At 46.3% G+C, this 13,099-nt stretch carries 19 protein-coding genes; 13 read left to right on the top strand and 6 right to left on the bottom strand.

Annotation, left to right across the window (positions count from 1 at the left end; all coding sequences use genetic code 11):
• Positions 1 to 31 precede the first annotated feature (31 nt).
• Positions 32 to 613 (bottom strand): group II intron maturase-specific domain-containing protein, encoded by a 582-nt coding sequence (locus F0U83_RS17235; RefSeq protein WP_246077705.1) that lies wholly within the window; start codon positions 611 to 613, stop codon positions 32 to 34.
• A gap of 158 nt (positions 614 to 771) precedes the next feature.
• On the opposite strand from F0U83_RS17235, the gene F0U83_RS07725 reads away from it, so the two are divergent.
• The 5 genes from F0U83_RS07725 to F0U83_RS07705 all read left to right on the top strand — a co-directional run bounded on the left by F0U83_RS07725 (position 772) and on the right by F0U83_RS07705 (position 3,885).
• Positions 772 to 1,368, top strand: coding sequence for a thermonuclease family protein (locus F0U83_RS07725; protein ID WP_211354940.1), 597 nt, complete (start codon positions 772 to 774; stop codon positions 1,366 to 1,368).
• Positions 1,369 to 1,469: 101 nt separating this feature from the next.
• The gene (locus tag F0U83_RS07720) at positions 1,470 to 1,808 is read left to right on the top strand and encodes a hypothetical protein (protein WP_138987219.1); all 339 of its coding nucleotides are present in this window, start codon (positions 1,470 to 1,472) and stop codon (positions 1,806 to 1,808) included.
• A gap of 306 nt (positions 1,809 to 2,114) precedes the next feature.
• Positions 2,115 to 2,936 carry a hypothetical protein gene (locus F0U83_RS07715; RefSeq protein ID WP_138987218.1) on the top strand — a complete coding sequence of 274 codons (822 nt, stop codon included), beginning with the start codon at positions 2,115 to 2,117 and terminating at the stop codon, positions 2,934 to 2,936.
• A 158-nt stretch (positions 2,937 to 3,094) separates the two neighbouring features.
• Positions 3,095 to 3,619, top strand: coding sequence for a hypothetical protein (locus F0U83_RS07710; protein WP_138987217.1), 525 nt, complete (start codon positions 3,095 to 3,097; stop codon positions 3,617 to 3,619).
• A gap of 80 nt (positions 3,620 to 3,699) precedes the next feature.
• Entirely contained in the window at positions 3,700 to 3,885 is a 186-nt protein-coding gene (locus F0U83_RS07705) for a hypothetical protein (protein ID WP_138987216.1), read from the top strand.
• A gap of 507 nt (positions 3,886 to 4,392) precedes the next feature.
• Here the strand turns inward: F0U83_RS07705 and F0U83_RS07700 are convergent.
• Both F0U83_RS07700 and F0U83_RS07695 read right to left on the bottom strand, forming a co-directional pair.
• Complete coding sequence (locus tag F0U83_RS07700) at positions 4,393 to 4,665, bottom strand: Txe/YoeB family addiction module toxin (RefSeq protein ID WP_138987215.1); 273 nt, start codon at positions 4,663 to 4,665, stop codon at positions 4,393 to 4,395.
• Positions 4,646 to 4,918, bottom strand: a complete 273-nt coding sequence (locus F0U83_RS07695) for a type II toxin-antitoxin system Phd/YefM family antitoxin (RefSeq protein ID WP_138987214.1) — start codon at positions 4,916 to 4,918, stop codon at positions 4,646 to 4,648. Before F0U83_RS07695 ends, F0U83_RS07700 begins: the two co-directional genes overlap by 20 nt.
• 198 nt (positions 4,919 to 5,116) lie before the next feature.
• On the opposite strand from F0U83_RS07695, the gene lepB reads away from it, so the two are divergent.
• From lepB to F0U83_RS07680, 3 genes are all read left to right on the top strand, one after another.
• Positions 5,117 to 5,914, top strand: coding sequence for a signal peptidase I (lepB, locus tag F0U83_RS07690; RefSeq protein WP_170221773.1), 798 nt, complete (start codon positions 5,117 to 5,119; stop codon positions 5,912 to 5,914).
• Positions 5,915 to 6,248: 334 nt separating this feature from the next.
• A complete protein-coding gene (locus tag F0U83_RS07685) occupies positions 6,249 to 6,500 on the top strand; it encodes a type II toxin-antitoxin system Phd/YefM family antitoxin (RefSeq protein ID WP_138987212.1) in 252 nt (83 codons plus the stop codon).
• A complete protein-coding gene (locus tag F0U83_RS07680; protein ID WP_138987211.1) occupies positions 6,490 to 6,777 on the top strand; it encodes a type II toxin-antitoxin system RelE family toxin in 288 nt (95 codons plus the stop codon). The genes F0U83_RS07685 and F0U83_RS07680 overlap by 11 nt, the downstream gene beginning before the upstream one ends.
• 65 nt (positions 6,778 to 6,842) lie before the next feature.
• Here the strand turns inward: F0U83_RS07680 and F0U83_RS07675 are convergent, their stop codons facing one another.
• Together F0U83_RS07675 and F0U83_RS07670 are read right to left on the bottom strand one after the other, a co-directional pair.
• Entirely contained in the window at positions 6,843 to 7,121 is a 279-nt protein-coding gene (locus F0U83_RS07675) for an acylphosphatase (protein ID WP_138987210.1), read from the bottom strand.
• Positions 7,122 to 7,145: 24 nt separating this feature from the next.
• A complete protein-coding gene (locus F0U83_RS07670) occupies positions 7,146 to 8,366 on the bottom strand; it encodes a YihY family inner membrane protein (RefSeq protein WP_138987209.1) in 1,221 nt (406 codons plus the stop codon).
• 107 nt (positions 8,367 to 8,473) lie between these two features.
• On the opposite strand from F0U83_RS07670, the gene arsC reads away from it, so the two are divergent.
• Genes arsC through F0U83_RS07650 form a run of 4 tightly spaced genes read left to right on the top strand, consistent with a single transcriptional unit; the run spans position 8,474 to position 11,497 of the window.
• On the top strand, positions 8,474 to 8,824 hold the full coding sequence (gene arsC / locus F0U83_RS07665) for an arsenate reductase (glutaredoxin) (RefSeq protein WP_138987208.1): 351 nt from the start codon (positions 8,474 to 8,476) through the stop codon (positions 8,822 to 8,824).
• Entirely contained in the window at positions 8,825 to 9,424 is a 600-nt protein-coding gene (gene wrbA / locus F0U83_RS07660) for an NAD(P)H:quinone oxidoreductase (protein WP_138987207.1), read from the top strand.
• Positions 9,424 to 9,825 (top strand): DUF2069 domain-containing protein, encoded by a 402-nt coding sequence (locus tag F0U83_RS07655; RefSeq protein WP_138987206.1) that lies wholly within the window; start codon positions 9,424 to 9,426, stop codon positions 9,823 to 9,825. Before wrbA ends, F0U83_RS07655 begins: the two co-directional genes overlap by 1 nt.
• Positions 9,818 to 11,497, top strand: coding sequence for a SufS family cysteine desulfurase (locus F0U83_RS07650; protein WP_138987205.1), 1,680 nt, complete (start codon positions 9,818 to 9,820; stop codon positions 11,495 to 11,497). The genes F0U83_RS07655 and F0U83_RS07650 overlap by 8 nt, the downstream gene beginning before the upstream one ends.
• A gap of 1 nt (position 11,498) precedes the next feature.
• Here the strand turns inward: F0U83_RS07650 and F0U83_RS07645 are convergent, their stop codons facing one another.
• On the bottom strand, positions 11,499 to 12,035 hold the full coding sequence (locus F0U83_RS07645; protein WP_138987204.1) for a DinB family protein: 537 nt from the start codon (positions 12,033 to 12,035) through the stop codon (positions 11,499 to 11,501).
• Between the two features lie 145 nt (positions 12,036 to 12,180).
• Here F0U83_RS07645 and F0U83_RS07640 point away from each other — a divergent pair, with 145 nt between their 5' ends.
• Positions 12,181 to 13,098 carry a LysR family transcriptional regulator gene (locus F0U83_RS07640; protein WP_138987203.1) on the top strand — a complete coding sequence of 306 codons (918 nt, stop codon included), beginning with the start codon at positions 12,181 to 12,183 and terminating at the stop codon, positions 13,096 to 13,098.
• Position 13,099 lies beyond the last annotated feature (1 nt).

The raw sequence follows: 13,099 nt of genomic DNA, 5'->3' as shown, positions 1-13,099 counted from the left end.
ACACCCTGCATGCGGATCCGCACAGGGCGTTTCACTGAGAATGGTGAAGCTTGATCCAACCATCACGCAATTCATAAAGCCCCTGAGATTTTAAATAGGCATTGGATAATGCCTGATTAATCCCCGGTGTTTTAGAACTGCGCCATGGGCCCTTACTTGTAATACCACACGCAACGGCAGCCTGTACGTGGACGCCTCGATTCATCAGGTTTCTTACTTTGGTTCGAGGCTTTCGCCACTGCCGCCAGTAAGCCATCCGCACTCTGCGCCGAATCCAATGATCTAGATCGACGCACAGTTGATAACAGGTGGCGATACCAAAATAATTAATCCAACCACGTATAAATTGGCTGGTTTCGAAGAGCTGATATTTCATCGACACTCCCCAGTTACGATTCGTTAACAGTCGAATCCGCTGCTTGAATTTGAGCGGTGTTTTCGAGTGCCATTGAATACGACTGCTCTTGAAGGTAAACCCCAAGAACTGACTCTCACTGGTTTTAACGACGCGACTTTTATCGCTATTTACGACCAGCTTGAAGCGGTTTTGCGTCCGGATTCCTTCAGACCGGACCTCGCGGTCAAGCCCTTGCCATTCGCTAGTAGTTAACATCTAATAACGATCATAAATCACTAAGGATGGTGACCTTCCTGCAGAGGACTTTCACCTCATTAGTTCATGCCCATACTGGGCGTACACAATAGCAAGCATACGGAACACTTTTCCGCTACGCTCCAAATTGTCCGATGTTGCGGGTATTAGGGCTCACTATGAAGTTCAGTAATACAGATAAAAAAACAACGATCAAGTGTTACCTCAGCCCTTTTAAGAAAAAATCAACATGGAGGATATTTCAGGAGAAGGTCGGCTTGTTAATATTAGGTGGCGTAGCCATAGCGGCACTTTTCGCAATCATGTTTAGCAAAAATGAAACCTCAAGCACGGAGCCAACAAATACACAAAGGCAGATGGTTGAAGTCATCGACGGTGATACGATTGATGTAGATGGAATGCGTATCCGATTGCACGGAATTGATGCGCCAGAGCGAGGACAGCCATGCACAAAAAATGGAGCTCAATTTAATTGTGGGTCAGCCGCTAAAGACCACCTTACTTATCTTCTAATAGGCGAGAGGGTTAACTGCACAGCAGCTTCTAAGGATCGTTGGGGACGGCAGGTTTCTATCTGTAAGATTGGGAAATTGGATATTGGCAGGCAGATGGTTCGGCAAGGGTGGGCTATTGCCTACGCGGAGTATTCATCTGATTATGTTGAAGATGAGCAGTTTGCCCGCACTAATGAGTTTGGAATGTGGTCAAAGGATTTCGCACCGCCAAAAGACTGGCGTAAACAGAAGGGGAATTAGGTTATGACTGAAGAAAAAAAGAATCATGAACTGCAAAAGCTGGGCGGCAGTCCTGTGCCAACTACTATCGATCTTACACCAGGAACATCGATGGATATCTCGTGGCTGCCAGAGGCAGAACGAAAAGCCCTTACTATGCCTCTGGTGTATTGGATATCAGCAAAAAAGCCCAAGAACTCCATGTTGATTCGGCGGCGCTAAAGAAAACCCTAAATGACCTATCCGATACTACGCGTGATGTGGCTGAAAGCGGTAATGCAGTAACGGTAAGCCATACTCAGACCACCTCTGTTGGTAGGACTGAAGTAATAATGGGGAATACAGAACAGGCCCAAAGCGGCAAGCTTTCCAAATCACAAACTGGTGAAAATGACTTTAGTCCTTATTATATCTTTGGCGGCATCTTAGCGCTCATCATCATTGTGGCTCTGATGAACTGATGAACTGATGAAGAGTTTTATTGTACATATCTCGCATCATTCAAGTGCAGCTCAAAAGACATTGGCACTTCGCCAAAAAGTCAGTTCATACGTGCATAGCGCAGAAGATCAACTGGTGATGGAGGAAGCCGAAAAATGCATATACGATTTAGAGTCTCGCGCTCAGGCTCAGCATTCTGTAGGAACCAATATACAAATAAGTAAATCATTTAAGCTTTCATCTGTAGAGTTTACGGTATCACTTCAGCACCCCCCAAAAGTCAGTTTCGTAGAGAGGATTAGGCGGAAACTTAGAGGCGATGTTTAGTGGCGCGATATAATCGATCGTATAGAGGCCAGCGTTCAAGATATTCGGTAGGGCGAGAGCTAGCCTTAGAGCATATTCGGCAGGCTGAAAGCCTATCTCGAGAACTTGGCGGAACTGATAAAGATGTAAAGTCATATTTCTTTTCACTCAATAAAGAACAGCTATCGAGAGTATTGGATGAATATGAACAATTACATGGTCGACCTGCAAGCGAATATGCGAGAAAAACCCTAGCCAAATGGCAATCAGGAAGTGTTCATATGAGCGGAATGGTTGCAGAGCGTCTTTTCGCTTTGCTGCCTAAGCACATGCCTATAGAAAAAAAGTTTCAGCTGACTGAGAGTCTCTGGCAGCACCTAGGTCCTAGCTCTTCACGTAACCTGTATGTTAATCCAAGCGTTAGTTTCGATGAAGTATCTGCGGCCGTGAAATCACACTTGGAGGTGGATGTTCTCTCGTACAAGATTCCTGAGCAAATGGAAAGACGTTTTGAATGGCTATCCCAAGGTGACATTGAAGTTAAACAGGAGCTTTTAAACTTTCTTAGATCAAAGGAAAAAGAGCTTGCAGGTGAATCGTTACGAATCAATTTGCCAATACTTTATGATCATATCAACACAGCCGAGGGCGATAACACCCATCACTTAGCCCATAAACTTCAAATTGGAAGGAACGAGATCGTAGTTAATATCACTAATGCTGTAGATGGAATAACAGAGGTCGCTCCAAGAATCGCCACATCAAGTTCGAGTGATACAGATTGGATCTGGCTCTGGTGGATTATCGGAATAGGCTTATTAATTGTACTTTTCAATGGGTGAACCCTAACAAGCGGCTGTAATCGCCATGCAAAAAGCGCATGGCTGAGACGGCTTTCCATTGTTTGTTTAATTGCTTATCGCTACGCTAGCAAAAACAACTCCAAGTCCGCCCCTAACTAAGCCGGGCGTTGGCCGTATCGAAATCGAAGGATGTAGCCATGGAAAGCGCATTAATTGCTCTAGCTGGTGTATTAATAGGAATCTTGTGCAATGAACATTTCCGACGACGAAATCGTATTGAATTCTATTCACAAAAAATTTTCGACAAACGGTTATCTGTCTACGAGAACCTCTTCGTCATGCTTCAGAATGGGTATGAAATAGTGTGTGAAGTTATGGAAGATGAAGACTCAACTGAAGATGAGCGAAAAGATGCAATTCGCGCAGTGATGGCTCCCTTGGCTGAATTATTAGACACTAATGCATTTTATCTGGACGAATATGTGACCGTTCACGCTCTTGTTGCATTTGTTGGCGCGTCTGAGGTCATGAATCATTCGGAGGAGTTGGAGCGAGAAGCAGCAAGGTCTGGGGTTAGGGAGAGTTACAGGGAAGTCAAAGAGTTGATTATTTCTGAATCAGGTGCAACAGAAGTTTTTAAACACTTCAAAGCTATTTCAAAATCTAAGCCTGATACCGCAATAACTCGACGCATGAAGGAATTGAAAAAAAATCGAGTGTAAGCGGCTAATACAAAGCGTTTAAGAGGGATTAGTACCTTTGGTATACTGTGATTTTTGTGGTGCACACCGAAGGCTTAAGAATGGCTCAGTTACGATGCATCGAGACAAAAGACGGCGACACTTGGTCAAGTGTGAGTAGAGAATTTGGTGATTGGCTTAAGGAAAGAAACTTAACTGAAAACTTCGGATGGAGTGAAGGCGATATTCTTACCGTCGAAGAAGCTTCTTCATTCTTCTGTTTCAGCTTTCCTGATCATCACGGATGAGAAAGTTAAGTATTTCGAAGAATGGGCGCAAAGCACGGAAAAGCTATACGGTATTAAGTCAGAACGTACTGTGGTGTTCCCTGACAACATAAAGCTAAGTGTGGTGATACCACCTGAGAAAGAAGTTGAGGTCCCACCGTGGTTAAAATGAGTACGCGCCCAAGTCGGCCTTGTAACACCTATGAGCCTTCACCCTGTCATAGGCATTAGTTGCGTCTGCGGCCAATACCAAGCCCCTGAACCAGCGATCCTGCTTTATACTGTCATCGTTGGCTGTGAATGACTTACAGCAAACACCTATTGAGGCTCACTTAACGTGGTTGTTAACCACTGCTAGGCCAGATTTCTCCTTGCAGGTTGGTCTGGGGCACCAGACATTCATCGGTTAACCGGCCTCTGCCCTATTCAAACAGCGGGTTACCTTTCAGGCTCAGCACAGGAGCAAACCATCTTGCTGATGGTAGTGCGTGGCGGCAAGGTGTTTAATCAAAGCGTCAGCTATGGGCGCTAAATCTGATCGTAGTGACCACCAATAGCGAAGATATAAATGGATTTTTCGTCAAATCGATATATCAAACGATCTCTGTGTGATATCCGCTTAGACCAAAGGCCAGAGAGGTTGTGCTTAAGTGGCTCAGGCTTTCCTAAACCGGAAGCAAGGTCGTTTGAACGCAGCATTTCTTTGAGTAATTTACACAAAGCCTTATGCAATTGTTTGTCCTTCTCGCGCATAGTTTCATACGCTTCCCAGGTATTGCCTTCAAATACCAGTGATCTCATTCATTTGCTCTTCAGTCGGTATATAGCCTTTACCACGGTTATGTGTTTCAAGGGAGTGGGCAATCTGTTGCATGAGGCTCTGGCTTTGGAGAACATGAAGTGTTTCTTGCTCTCGCTCCCAGTCCTCGGCGCTCATTACAACGAATGCCTCTCCGGCTCGTCGAGTTACCTTAAGTGGTTCATGCCTGCTAACCACCTCTTCCACAACGCTCTTCAGGTTGTCTCTAAATTTGTTTACACTGATTGTATCCATGATGGCACCTTGATGTACGGAGTTTCCGTACAAGTATACGTTAAGTGCCCTAGCAAGGCCAAGCTTAGCAACAGCTTTGTCGTTGCGGCTTAGCCCCCACAACACCTTGCACGCTGGGCGTACACAAACGCATGTTGTCGGATTGGTTTTCCGCTACACTCCAAACCAGCCGAAAATGATGAGAAAAGGCGAAGGACCGTGAAAAAGAAAAGAAATGCATGGATAGCAGGTATCGCTTCATTTTTTGTGCCGGGGCTTGGTCACGTGTACGCAGGAGCACCATGGGCTGGCTGGCTGATTCTTAGCGGCTTCGTCACAGCCTTGCTCATTAGTGGAGTGTTCGGCGTCTTTTCAACGTTTTACGGGCTAGCGGCATTCGTGCTGATCAGCCTCTTGTTTTACGTGACTCTCATAATCAGCTCGGTGCGAAGCGCCCGGCGCAATAATAACTACGAGCTTCGATGGTTTAATCGTTGGTACTGGTATGTCGCTGTTCTTATCCTCGTTCCTGTTGGGTTCCAGCTTCTCTTCGCATACCGTGGCCTTGTTCTTGGTTACGAAACGTTCCATATTCCGAGCGGGTCAATGGTGCCGACGCTAGAGGTCGGAGATGTCATCGCCGTAAACACACGTTATCGAGAGGCGGTAGTCGGCGATGTTGTTGTCTTTCCTTCCTTGGATCCGAAGTCCTCGTACGTAGCGCGCGTCGCTGCAGTTGGCGGTAATTCACTAACGATTGAAAATGGAGCAGTAATTGTAAATGGGGTAGCACAGGCGCAATTAGCCGTTCCATCGAGCAATAGAATGCGCGAGTTTTCTGTTACCATGCCTGTGCGCCAAATACCCCAAGGCGAGTTTTTTGTGCTTGGCGATTGGCGCGATAACAGCAACGACAGTCGCTTCTGGGGCACGGTCCCTATGGACAATCTCATCGGAAAAGTCACCTACATTTGGTTTTCCGACGATTTGGAGCGAATCGGAACCTATGTGCGGTGACGCGCGCAAGTGAGGTAAGTTGATATTTTCCGCGGTGCTTCGCTCTACGCTATGCTTACTCAAAACCTTATCCCTAAATGGCATTAGCGTTGGCTACTCTGATCTCGTAGTAGAAGCAACCGTCAAAGAGGACCCAGTGAACGGCACAATAACTGATTTCGACAAAGGAATTATCTATTGGTTAAAGAATCGAAAGGTAAAACAAATAGTTATTGCCCACAAAATACGGAAGCGCTAATCATAAAACCTGATTAGTTTCTCATTAAAACAGCTAGCCAAGGCCTATAATAAGATCTAAAATTAGCACTTATTTAAGTACTTAATTGGTGATTTTATGAGACAAGTATTAGCAGATTGCTCCGCCAGTATTTCTGAGCTAAAGAAAAACCCTACAGCATTGCTAAACGAAGCAGATGGTTCCGCTATTGCGATTCTAAACCACAATAAGCCAGCTGCTTATCTTGTGCCAGCTGAAACTTACGAGCTTCTAATAGAGATGCTCGACGATTACGAGCTTGCAAAGCTAGTTGAAAGCCGTCGTGGCGATCTATCTGAGGCTGTGGAAGTTGATATAGATGACTTATAAACTTAAATTTCTACCGGCTGCACAGAAAGAATGGAGCAAGCTAGCCCCACTAATCCAAAGCCAGTTTAAAAAGAAACTTAAGGAACGCCTCGAAAACCCGCATGTCCCATCTTCCAAACTCCGTGGATACGACTCGGTGTACAAGATCAAATTGCGTACAGCTGGCTACCGTCTGGCTTACGAAGTCATTGATGATGAAATTATTGTATACGTACTGGCTATTGGGAAACGTGATAAAGATGCAGCGTACAAAAAGCTAGCGTCAAGGATCACATAACAACGATATCAACGCCCGCTTTGGCAGACTTTTTCACAGTGGCTTAACAGGAGGGATAAAAAGGTTTACCCCGTAATCAAAAAGCCTTCGTGTTGTTCTTCATATTCCAACACTTCTGACTCAACATCAGCCACACTGGCTAACTTTGGTCCGCTACTTAACCAAGACTCTAATTGGCGAACCGCTTTCTCCTCTCCATACATCATGGTTTCCACCCGGCCATCCGGCAGGTTTCTCACCCATCCTGTAACGCCCAAAGATTCCGCTTGTTCTACCGTCGATTGTCGAAACCAAACACCCTGAACACGCCCACTGACCCATGCATGAATACAAATTTTTGCCACTATGCACCCACTCCTTACTAAAAATTATTGGCTATGTGTCTCAACAAACAACGCTTCTAGCGAGATATTCAATTCATCTTCTTGAAATGTTCTCACCTTATCTAAACGCAGGTCTAAATCGTGCTGCCAACCTTTTTGATGCCCCACACCACCGGTGGGTAACGGCCAAGGTAGGCGTTCACACAATTCGTGCAGTGTCAGTGTACCTAAATCACGAGATAGCAGTAACCCGCCTTGCTGTGTACGGCAGATCATACCCTCTTCTTGCAACAATTGAACATACTGATCCCAGCGGTTTTGATCCAGTCCAACGACTTGGGTTAGCAACATTTCGTCAGATACTAAATTTCCGGTCTGCTGCGCCTGCCATAGACGATGCAACACGCCTAATACCGTATGCAAATGGGAGGACTCACGCTGTTCATCCAACGTTTGGTAAACCGTCAGCGCTCGCGTTAATTCGCACCCCATCAAAATAATAAACCACGTGATAAAGATCCAAACCAGAAACAGCGGAACCGCCGCAAACGCACCATAAATTAATTCATAGGAAGGAAATTGCGTAGCAAAAAGTGCGAATCCGCGCTTGGCTGTTTCAAAGAGGATAGCCACGACAACGCCTCCTGCAAAGGCATATTTCAAAGGCACCTTGCAATTAGGCACAGCGGCATACAGCAGTGTAAAGGCGGCACAAGACATCACCATAGGTAACATCGATAACAAACGCCCTCGCCCAACTAATTCAGTCGCATCGCTAATAAACGGCAAGGATGCGATATAGGATGAAACCAGCAATCCCAAGCCAATAAGAATAGGGCCCAAGCTCAATACTGCCCAATAAAGTAAGAAGCTCGCCATCCCTTTACGTTGTTCACTTACCCGCCAGATGCGATTGAAGGCGACCTCTATGTTGCGCATCATCATGATCGAGGTTACGACTAAAAAGCCAATACCTACTGCCGTTAGTTTTTGGGCTTGAGAGGTGAAGTCGCGTAAATACTCCTGCACGACAGCGCCTGTTGTCGGTACGAAGTTTGAAAAGATCCAACCCTGAACCTGTTCGCCCACCCCCTGAAAAGAGGGAATCGCAGCCAACATTGCATATGACACGGTCATTAACGGCACAACGGCAAATAATGAGGTATAGGTCAGCGCCGAGGCGTTAATAATGCCTCCGTTATTTAGGAATTGGCGAAATAAGTAGTACAAAAATTGGAAGATTTTTAGCTCCGAAATAACATGCATGCAATAAATCCTTACAGGTAAACTTTGTTGCGCCATCCGAGACGTATACAATAGCAGCTTCTTTACGTTTATCAGCTGTTTTACAACCGTTTTTAAGGGACACTATTATGAGCCAAGTCACTATTTATCATAACCCCCGTTGCTCAAAATCACGACAGACCCTTGAGCTGATTCGTGAGCAAGGTATCGAACCTGTGGTTCGTGAATACCTGAAAGAGGCCCCGTCAGAGCAAGAATTAAAGCAAGTTTTAGCTTCGCTGAACATATCACCAAGAGAGCTTCTGCGCACCAAAGAAGCCGAATATAAAGAAACCGGATTAGATAATCCGGCACTAAGTGATGCAGAAGTGATTAGCATTATGGTTAAGACACCCAAGCTGATAGAACGTCCTATCGTTCTTAAAGATGGCCAGGCGCGTATTGGTCGCCCACCTGAGTCTGTGCTGGAGATTCTGTAAGTGGCTGCGCCCTATATTCTCGTGCTTTATTACAGCACCCACGGTGCTACCAAGGAGATGGCGCGACAAATTGCACGAGGTGTCGAGCAAACCGGTATGGAGGCGAGACTTCGTACCGTTCCGCCGGTTTCGACGACCTGCGAGGCGACGGCACCGACAATTCCTGATGAAGGAGCGCTCTATTGCACCGAGGCGGATCTGAGCCACTGTGCTGGGCTTGCTCTGGGCAGCCCGACTCGCTTTGGCAATATGGCAGCGGCTATGAAGTACTTTATCGACTCAACGAGCGGTATTTGGATGTCGGGCGCATTAATTGGCAAACCTGCCAGTGTGTTTAGTTCTACCTCCAGCTTACATGGCGGGCAAGAAACAACCTTGCTTAGCATGATGCTGCCTTTACTGCACCATGGCATGCTAATCACGGGGCTGCCATACAGCGAGACAACCCTGCTTTCTACTACCACAGGTGGCACACCTTATGGTGCAACCCATGTAGCAGGCAAAGATAATCAGCGCCCATTAGATGAAGATGAGCGCATCCTGTGCCAGGCACAAGGTAAAAGACTCGCTGAAATCGCTAAAAAATTACAGGACCGTTAATGGAAACCCTACACAAAAAAGTGCGCCTTAGCCGATCACTGACCCTCTTGAGTTTCTTTGGTTTGTTGCTCTTGTTCACCCTATGGTATCTGATTATTCATCCTTTAGAGACCGGTAAGCCGTGGGTCATTTGGTTAGTACATATGCTACCCCTCGCTTTTTTTATTCCTACGATGAAGTCGGGTAATCCACGCAATCATGCTTGGTTATGTTTTGTGTTGATTCTATATTTCAATGAGGCGGTGCTAGCGGCCACCACGCGAGTAGACACCCGTACCTTTGGTATCATCTATGCGCTTTTGGTTGTCGTTCTCTTTACGGCAGCGATGATGTATGCACGCTGGGCTAGCCAGTACGCTCGCCTTAGCCGTGAACAGGACTCAAACGCATCACATGTTTGATCCAAAAAAGATTCGTCGAGATTTCCCGATTCTCTCCAGCCGTGTGCATGGCGAGCCATTGGTATATCTGGATAATGCTGCCACTACTCAAAAACCCCGTCAGGTTATTGAAGCCCTGAGCCGTTACTATAAGCTTTATAACAGCAATGTTCACAGGGGTTCCCACTCGCTGTCTAATCAGTCAACAGCGTTGTTTGAGTCTGCGCGAGATGAAGTAGCAGACTTTATCGGGGCAAGTAGTCCTAAAGAGATTATTTGGACTCGCGGTGCAACAGAAGCGGCTAACCTAGTCGCCTATAGCTATGCGGATGCGGTGCTATGTGCAGGCGATACGATACTTGTTTCGGTTTTGGAGCATCACGCTAATTTTGTTCCTTGGCAACAGATCGCGCTCAGAAAAAGTGCCTCCGTCGTCCCTATTCCTCTAGGGGCAGATCTCACTATTGATTTAGAAAAGCTTCAGCAGTTGTTAGCTGAACATCAGCCCAAAATCGTTGCCGTCACTCATGTATCCAATGCACTGGGTGTGATTAATCCGATCAAGGATATTACTCAACTCGCCAAGTCCTTTGGTGCAACTGTGGTGGTCGATGGCGCGCAAGCTATCGCCCATGAACCTGTAGATGTCCACGAGCTTGGCTGTGATTTTTACTTTTTTTCTGCGCATAAATGTTATGGCCCAACAGGCATAGGTGTCCTATGGGGGCGAGAAGCGCTCTTAGAACAGATGCCACCTTGGCAATTTGGTGGTGAGATGATTGAGTCGGTCAGCTTTGAAAAGACAACCTTCAATACCCTCCCCTTTAAACTAGAAGCAGGGACGCCACCTATCGCCGAGGCCATCGGTTTTGCGCAGGCCCTTACATACTTAAACAGCCTTGATCGCCCTGCCGCATCTCTACATGAGAAATCGCTACGCACACTCGCTATCAAGCGTTTATCAGAAATTGAGGGCGTTAGATTAATCGGCGTCGATGCTGATAATGTGGGCATTTTATCTTTTAGTGTTGATCAGGTTCATCACCAAGACCTTGCTATGATGCTGGATCAATCGGGAATTGCGGTACGTAGTGGACATCACTGCACAATGCCCTTGATGACCTATTTAGGCGTAAGCGGCACCCTCAGAGCATCGTTTGCTTTATATAACACTGAAGAAGAGGTCGAGCGTTTTGCACTTTGCCTAAAGGAAGCCGTAACTGCCCTGACAGAAACCACTTCGAAGCATCCAGAAGCAGGCTCTGCAACAATCACTTTTATCTCCCCCGATCTATCAGAACTCACTGTAACCCTACAATCAGCCTCTAACTGGCAAGCTCGCTTAGCCACACTACAGCAATGGGCAGAGCAACTGCCTCACTTACCTGATACCCTGCGCCAGCCTGAACGGTTAGTGAGAGGTTGCGAATCTCTGGTTTGGCTGCATTCAGAGCAAACTGACGAGCGTTTCTGGCATTTTGCGATCGACTCCGATGCCCGCATTATGCGAGGCCTAGCCTATTTATTGCTGGCGGCTTTTCAGGGAAAAACCTCAAAAGAGATTCACAGTTTTGATGTTTCAGCCCTGTTATCAATATGTCAGCTCAACCAGTTTTTAAGCCCATCACGTACCAATGGTGTTTATGCCATGGTCGATGCGATTAAAACTATCACGAAAGGCACCAGCCTCTGACTCAGCTTTCTTCGGGGATAAAATATAAAAGATCGGTTAGGCCAATATCAAAACCTTGTTGATACAGCAGGGTCGATAATTGGCCACGATGATGGGTCTGGTGGTTAAAAAAATGCATGATCAAGGCACCCATCTGGCGATGTGACGAGACACCTTTCATGCTACTGTATTCAAGGCAGTGATCCAGATCTTCTGCTTTTAGCTCTCTTGACCAACTAACAATGACAGCATCAAGAATTTGCCGCTCTTGCCACAACCCCTCCATCGTTGAAAACAACTGCTGCTCCAAAGCTACAGGCGCCTCCGTGGCACGTATAGGATTAAGGGCAACATGCTGCGCCGGGTGGCCTGCAAAGCGCTTTAACCAGATTAAATCTCCGACCATAAGATGATTTAGAGTCCCGAGTACTGAGCCAAAAAAAGCGCCTCGATGTTCAACCAAAGATTCGTGATTCAGCATCCCAGCAGCTTGGCACACTTGCTTATTTAACTGCTGGTTATAATCTGCCATAAGTCTAATATGATTAAGTACTTCCATCATCGTCTCCGGCCTTGATCTTTGCATAACAATAGCAGAAGATTCTATCCAATGCTTTTTAACCAGTAACGAATTAAACTATAAATCAACCCGTTACTGGTAATTTGGCAAATCAACACCCTCTCTGATTATTACGGCCATATCTATGAATCTCAACGATGTCAGCCTATTTATCCGGATAGTTGAAACCGGAAGCTTCACCTCTGCTGCAGAAAGCTTGGGGATTCAGAAGTCGACTATTAGCCGGCGCATCGCTCAACTAGAGGACGACTTGGGCGTTCGATTACTGCAACGAACAACCCGAAAACTGAAGCTTACTGATGATGGTGAGGACCTGTTCGCCCGCTGCCACCCACTTATTAACGAATTAGAGTCTGCAAAAGATTATTTATCTGCCACACAAGATAATCCCCGAGGCCGCTTAAGGATAACAATGCCTTCAGAGCTAGGCGTTTTTATGATGAACGAAGTGGTGGGCACCTTTATGCGCCGGTATCCGCAGATATCGCTAGAGGTAGAACTCAGCACGCGGGTTATTGATCTGATTGAAGAAGGGATTGATCTCGCCATTCGTGTAGGTGAGCTGGCAGATTCCAGTCTCATTGCTAGGCGCGTTGCGACCGTATCTCGCGGTCTGTACGCCTCACCCAATTATTTGCAGCAACATGGCACCCCCACCACTCCGGAGGATCTCTCTGACCACGAATGTTACGGCATTTTAAAGTCAGTTGAGCATTGGGTATTTGATGGCTGGGGTGAAGCTATCCCAGTGAAAGGCCAGCTAAAAGCTAACAGTATTAGTTTTATTCGCGAGATCCTATTACAAGATATGGGTATCGCTCGTATGCCAAGAGTCTTTTGTCGTAACTGCGTACAGCGAGGAGAACTGGTTGAATTACTCCCTGATTACCCATCACCACCGATAGAAGTTAATGCGATCTACCCTAGCCGTCGTCATCTAAACCCCAAAGTGCGACTTTTTATTGACCACATGATGGAGATGATCGGTGATCATCCGTGGGTTAATGAACAACTCGTTACACCTATTGAGTCATTAGCATAAT

This window comes from Neptunomonas concharum (assembly GCF_008630635.1).
In the GTDB taxonomy this organism is placed as follows: Bacteria; Pseudomonadota; Gammaproteobacteria; order Pseudomonadales; family Balneatricaceae; genus Neptunomonas; species Neptunomonas concharum.
Note: the sequence above shows the minus strand (reverse complement) of the source record. Positions and strands in the feature narration are given on the sequence as shown.

Coding starts and splice junctions, on each gene's coding strand:
- F0U83_RS07650 (WP_138987205.1), top strand. CDS start 9,818: ATGTTTGATCCAAAAAAGATTCGTCGAGATTTCCCGATTCTCTCCAGC.
- F0U83_RS07680 (WP_138987211.1), top strand. CDS start 6,490: ATGACTTATAAACTTAAATTTCTACCGGCTGCACAGAAAGAATGGAGC.
- F0U83_RS07705 (WP_138987216.1), top strand. CDS start 3,700: ATGGCTCAGTTACGATGCATCGAGACAAAAGACGGCGACACTTGGTCA.
- F0U83_RS07645 (WP_138987204.1), bottom strand. CDS start 12,035: ATGGAAGTACTTAATCATATTAGACTTATGGCAGATTATAACCAGCAG.
- F0U83_RS07670 (WP_138987209.1), bottom strand. CDS start 8,366: ATGCATGTTATTTCGGAGCTAAAAATCTTCCAATTTTTGTACTACTTA.
- F0U83_RS07685 (WP_138987212.1), top strand. CDS start 6,249: ATGAGACAAGTATTAGCAGATTGCTCCGCCAGTATTTCTGAGCTAAAG.
- arsC (WP_138987208.1), top strand. CDS start 8,474: ATGAGCCAAGTCACTATTTATCATAACCCCCGTTGCTCAAAATCACGA.
- F0U83_RS07725 (WP_211354940.1), top strand. CDS start 772: ATGAAGTTCAGTAATACAGATAAAAAAACAACGATCAAGTGTTACCTC.
- F0U83_RS17235 (WP_246077705.1), bottom strand. CDS start 613: ATGTTAACTACTAGCGAATGGCAAGGGCTTGACCGCGAGGTCCGGTCT.
- F0U83_RS07640 (WP_138987203.1), top strand. CDS start 12,181: ATGAATCTCAACGATGTCAGCCTATTTATCCGGATAGTTGAAACCGGA.
- F0U83_RS07700 (WP_138987215.1), bottom strand. CDS start 4,665: ATGAGATCACTGGTATTTGAAGGCAATACCTGGGAAGCGTATGAAACT.
- F0U83_RS07710 (WP_138987217.1), top strand. CDS start 3,095: ATGGAAAGCGCATTAATTGCTCTAGCTGGTGTATTAATAGGAATCTTG.
- F0U83_RS07695 (WP_138987214.1), bottom strand. CDS start 4,918: ATGGATACAATCAGTGTAAACAAATTTAGAGACAACCTGAAGAGCGTT.
- F0U83_RS07655 (WP_138987206.1), top strand. CDS start 9,424: ATGGAAACCCTACACAAAAAAGTGCGCCTTAGCCGATCACTGACCCTC.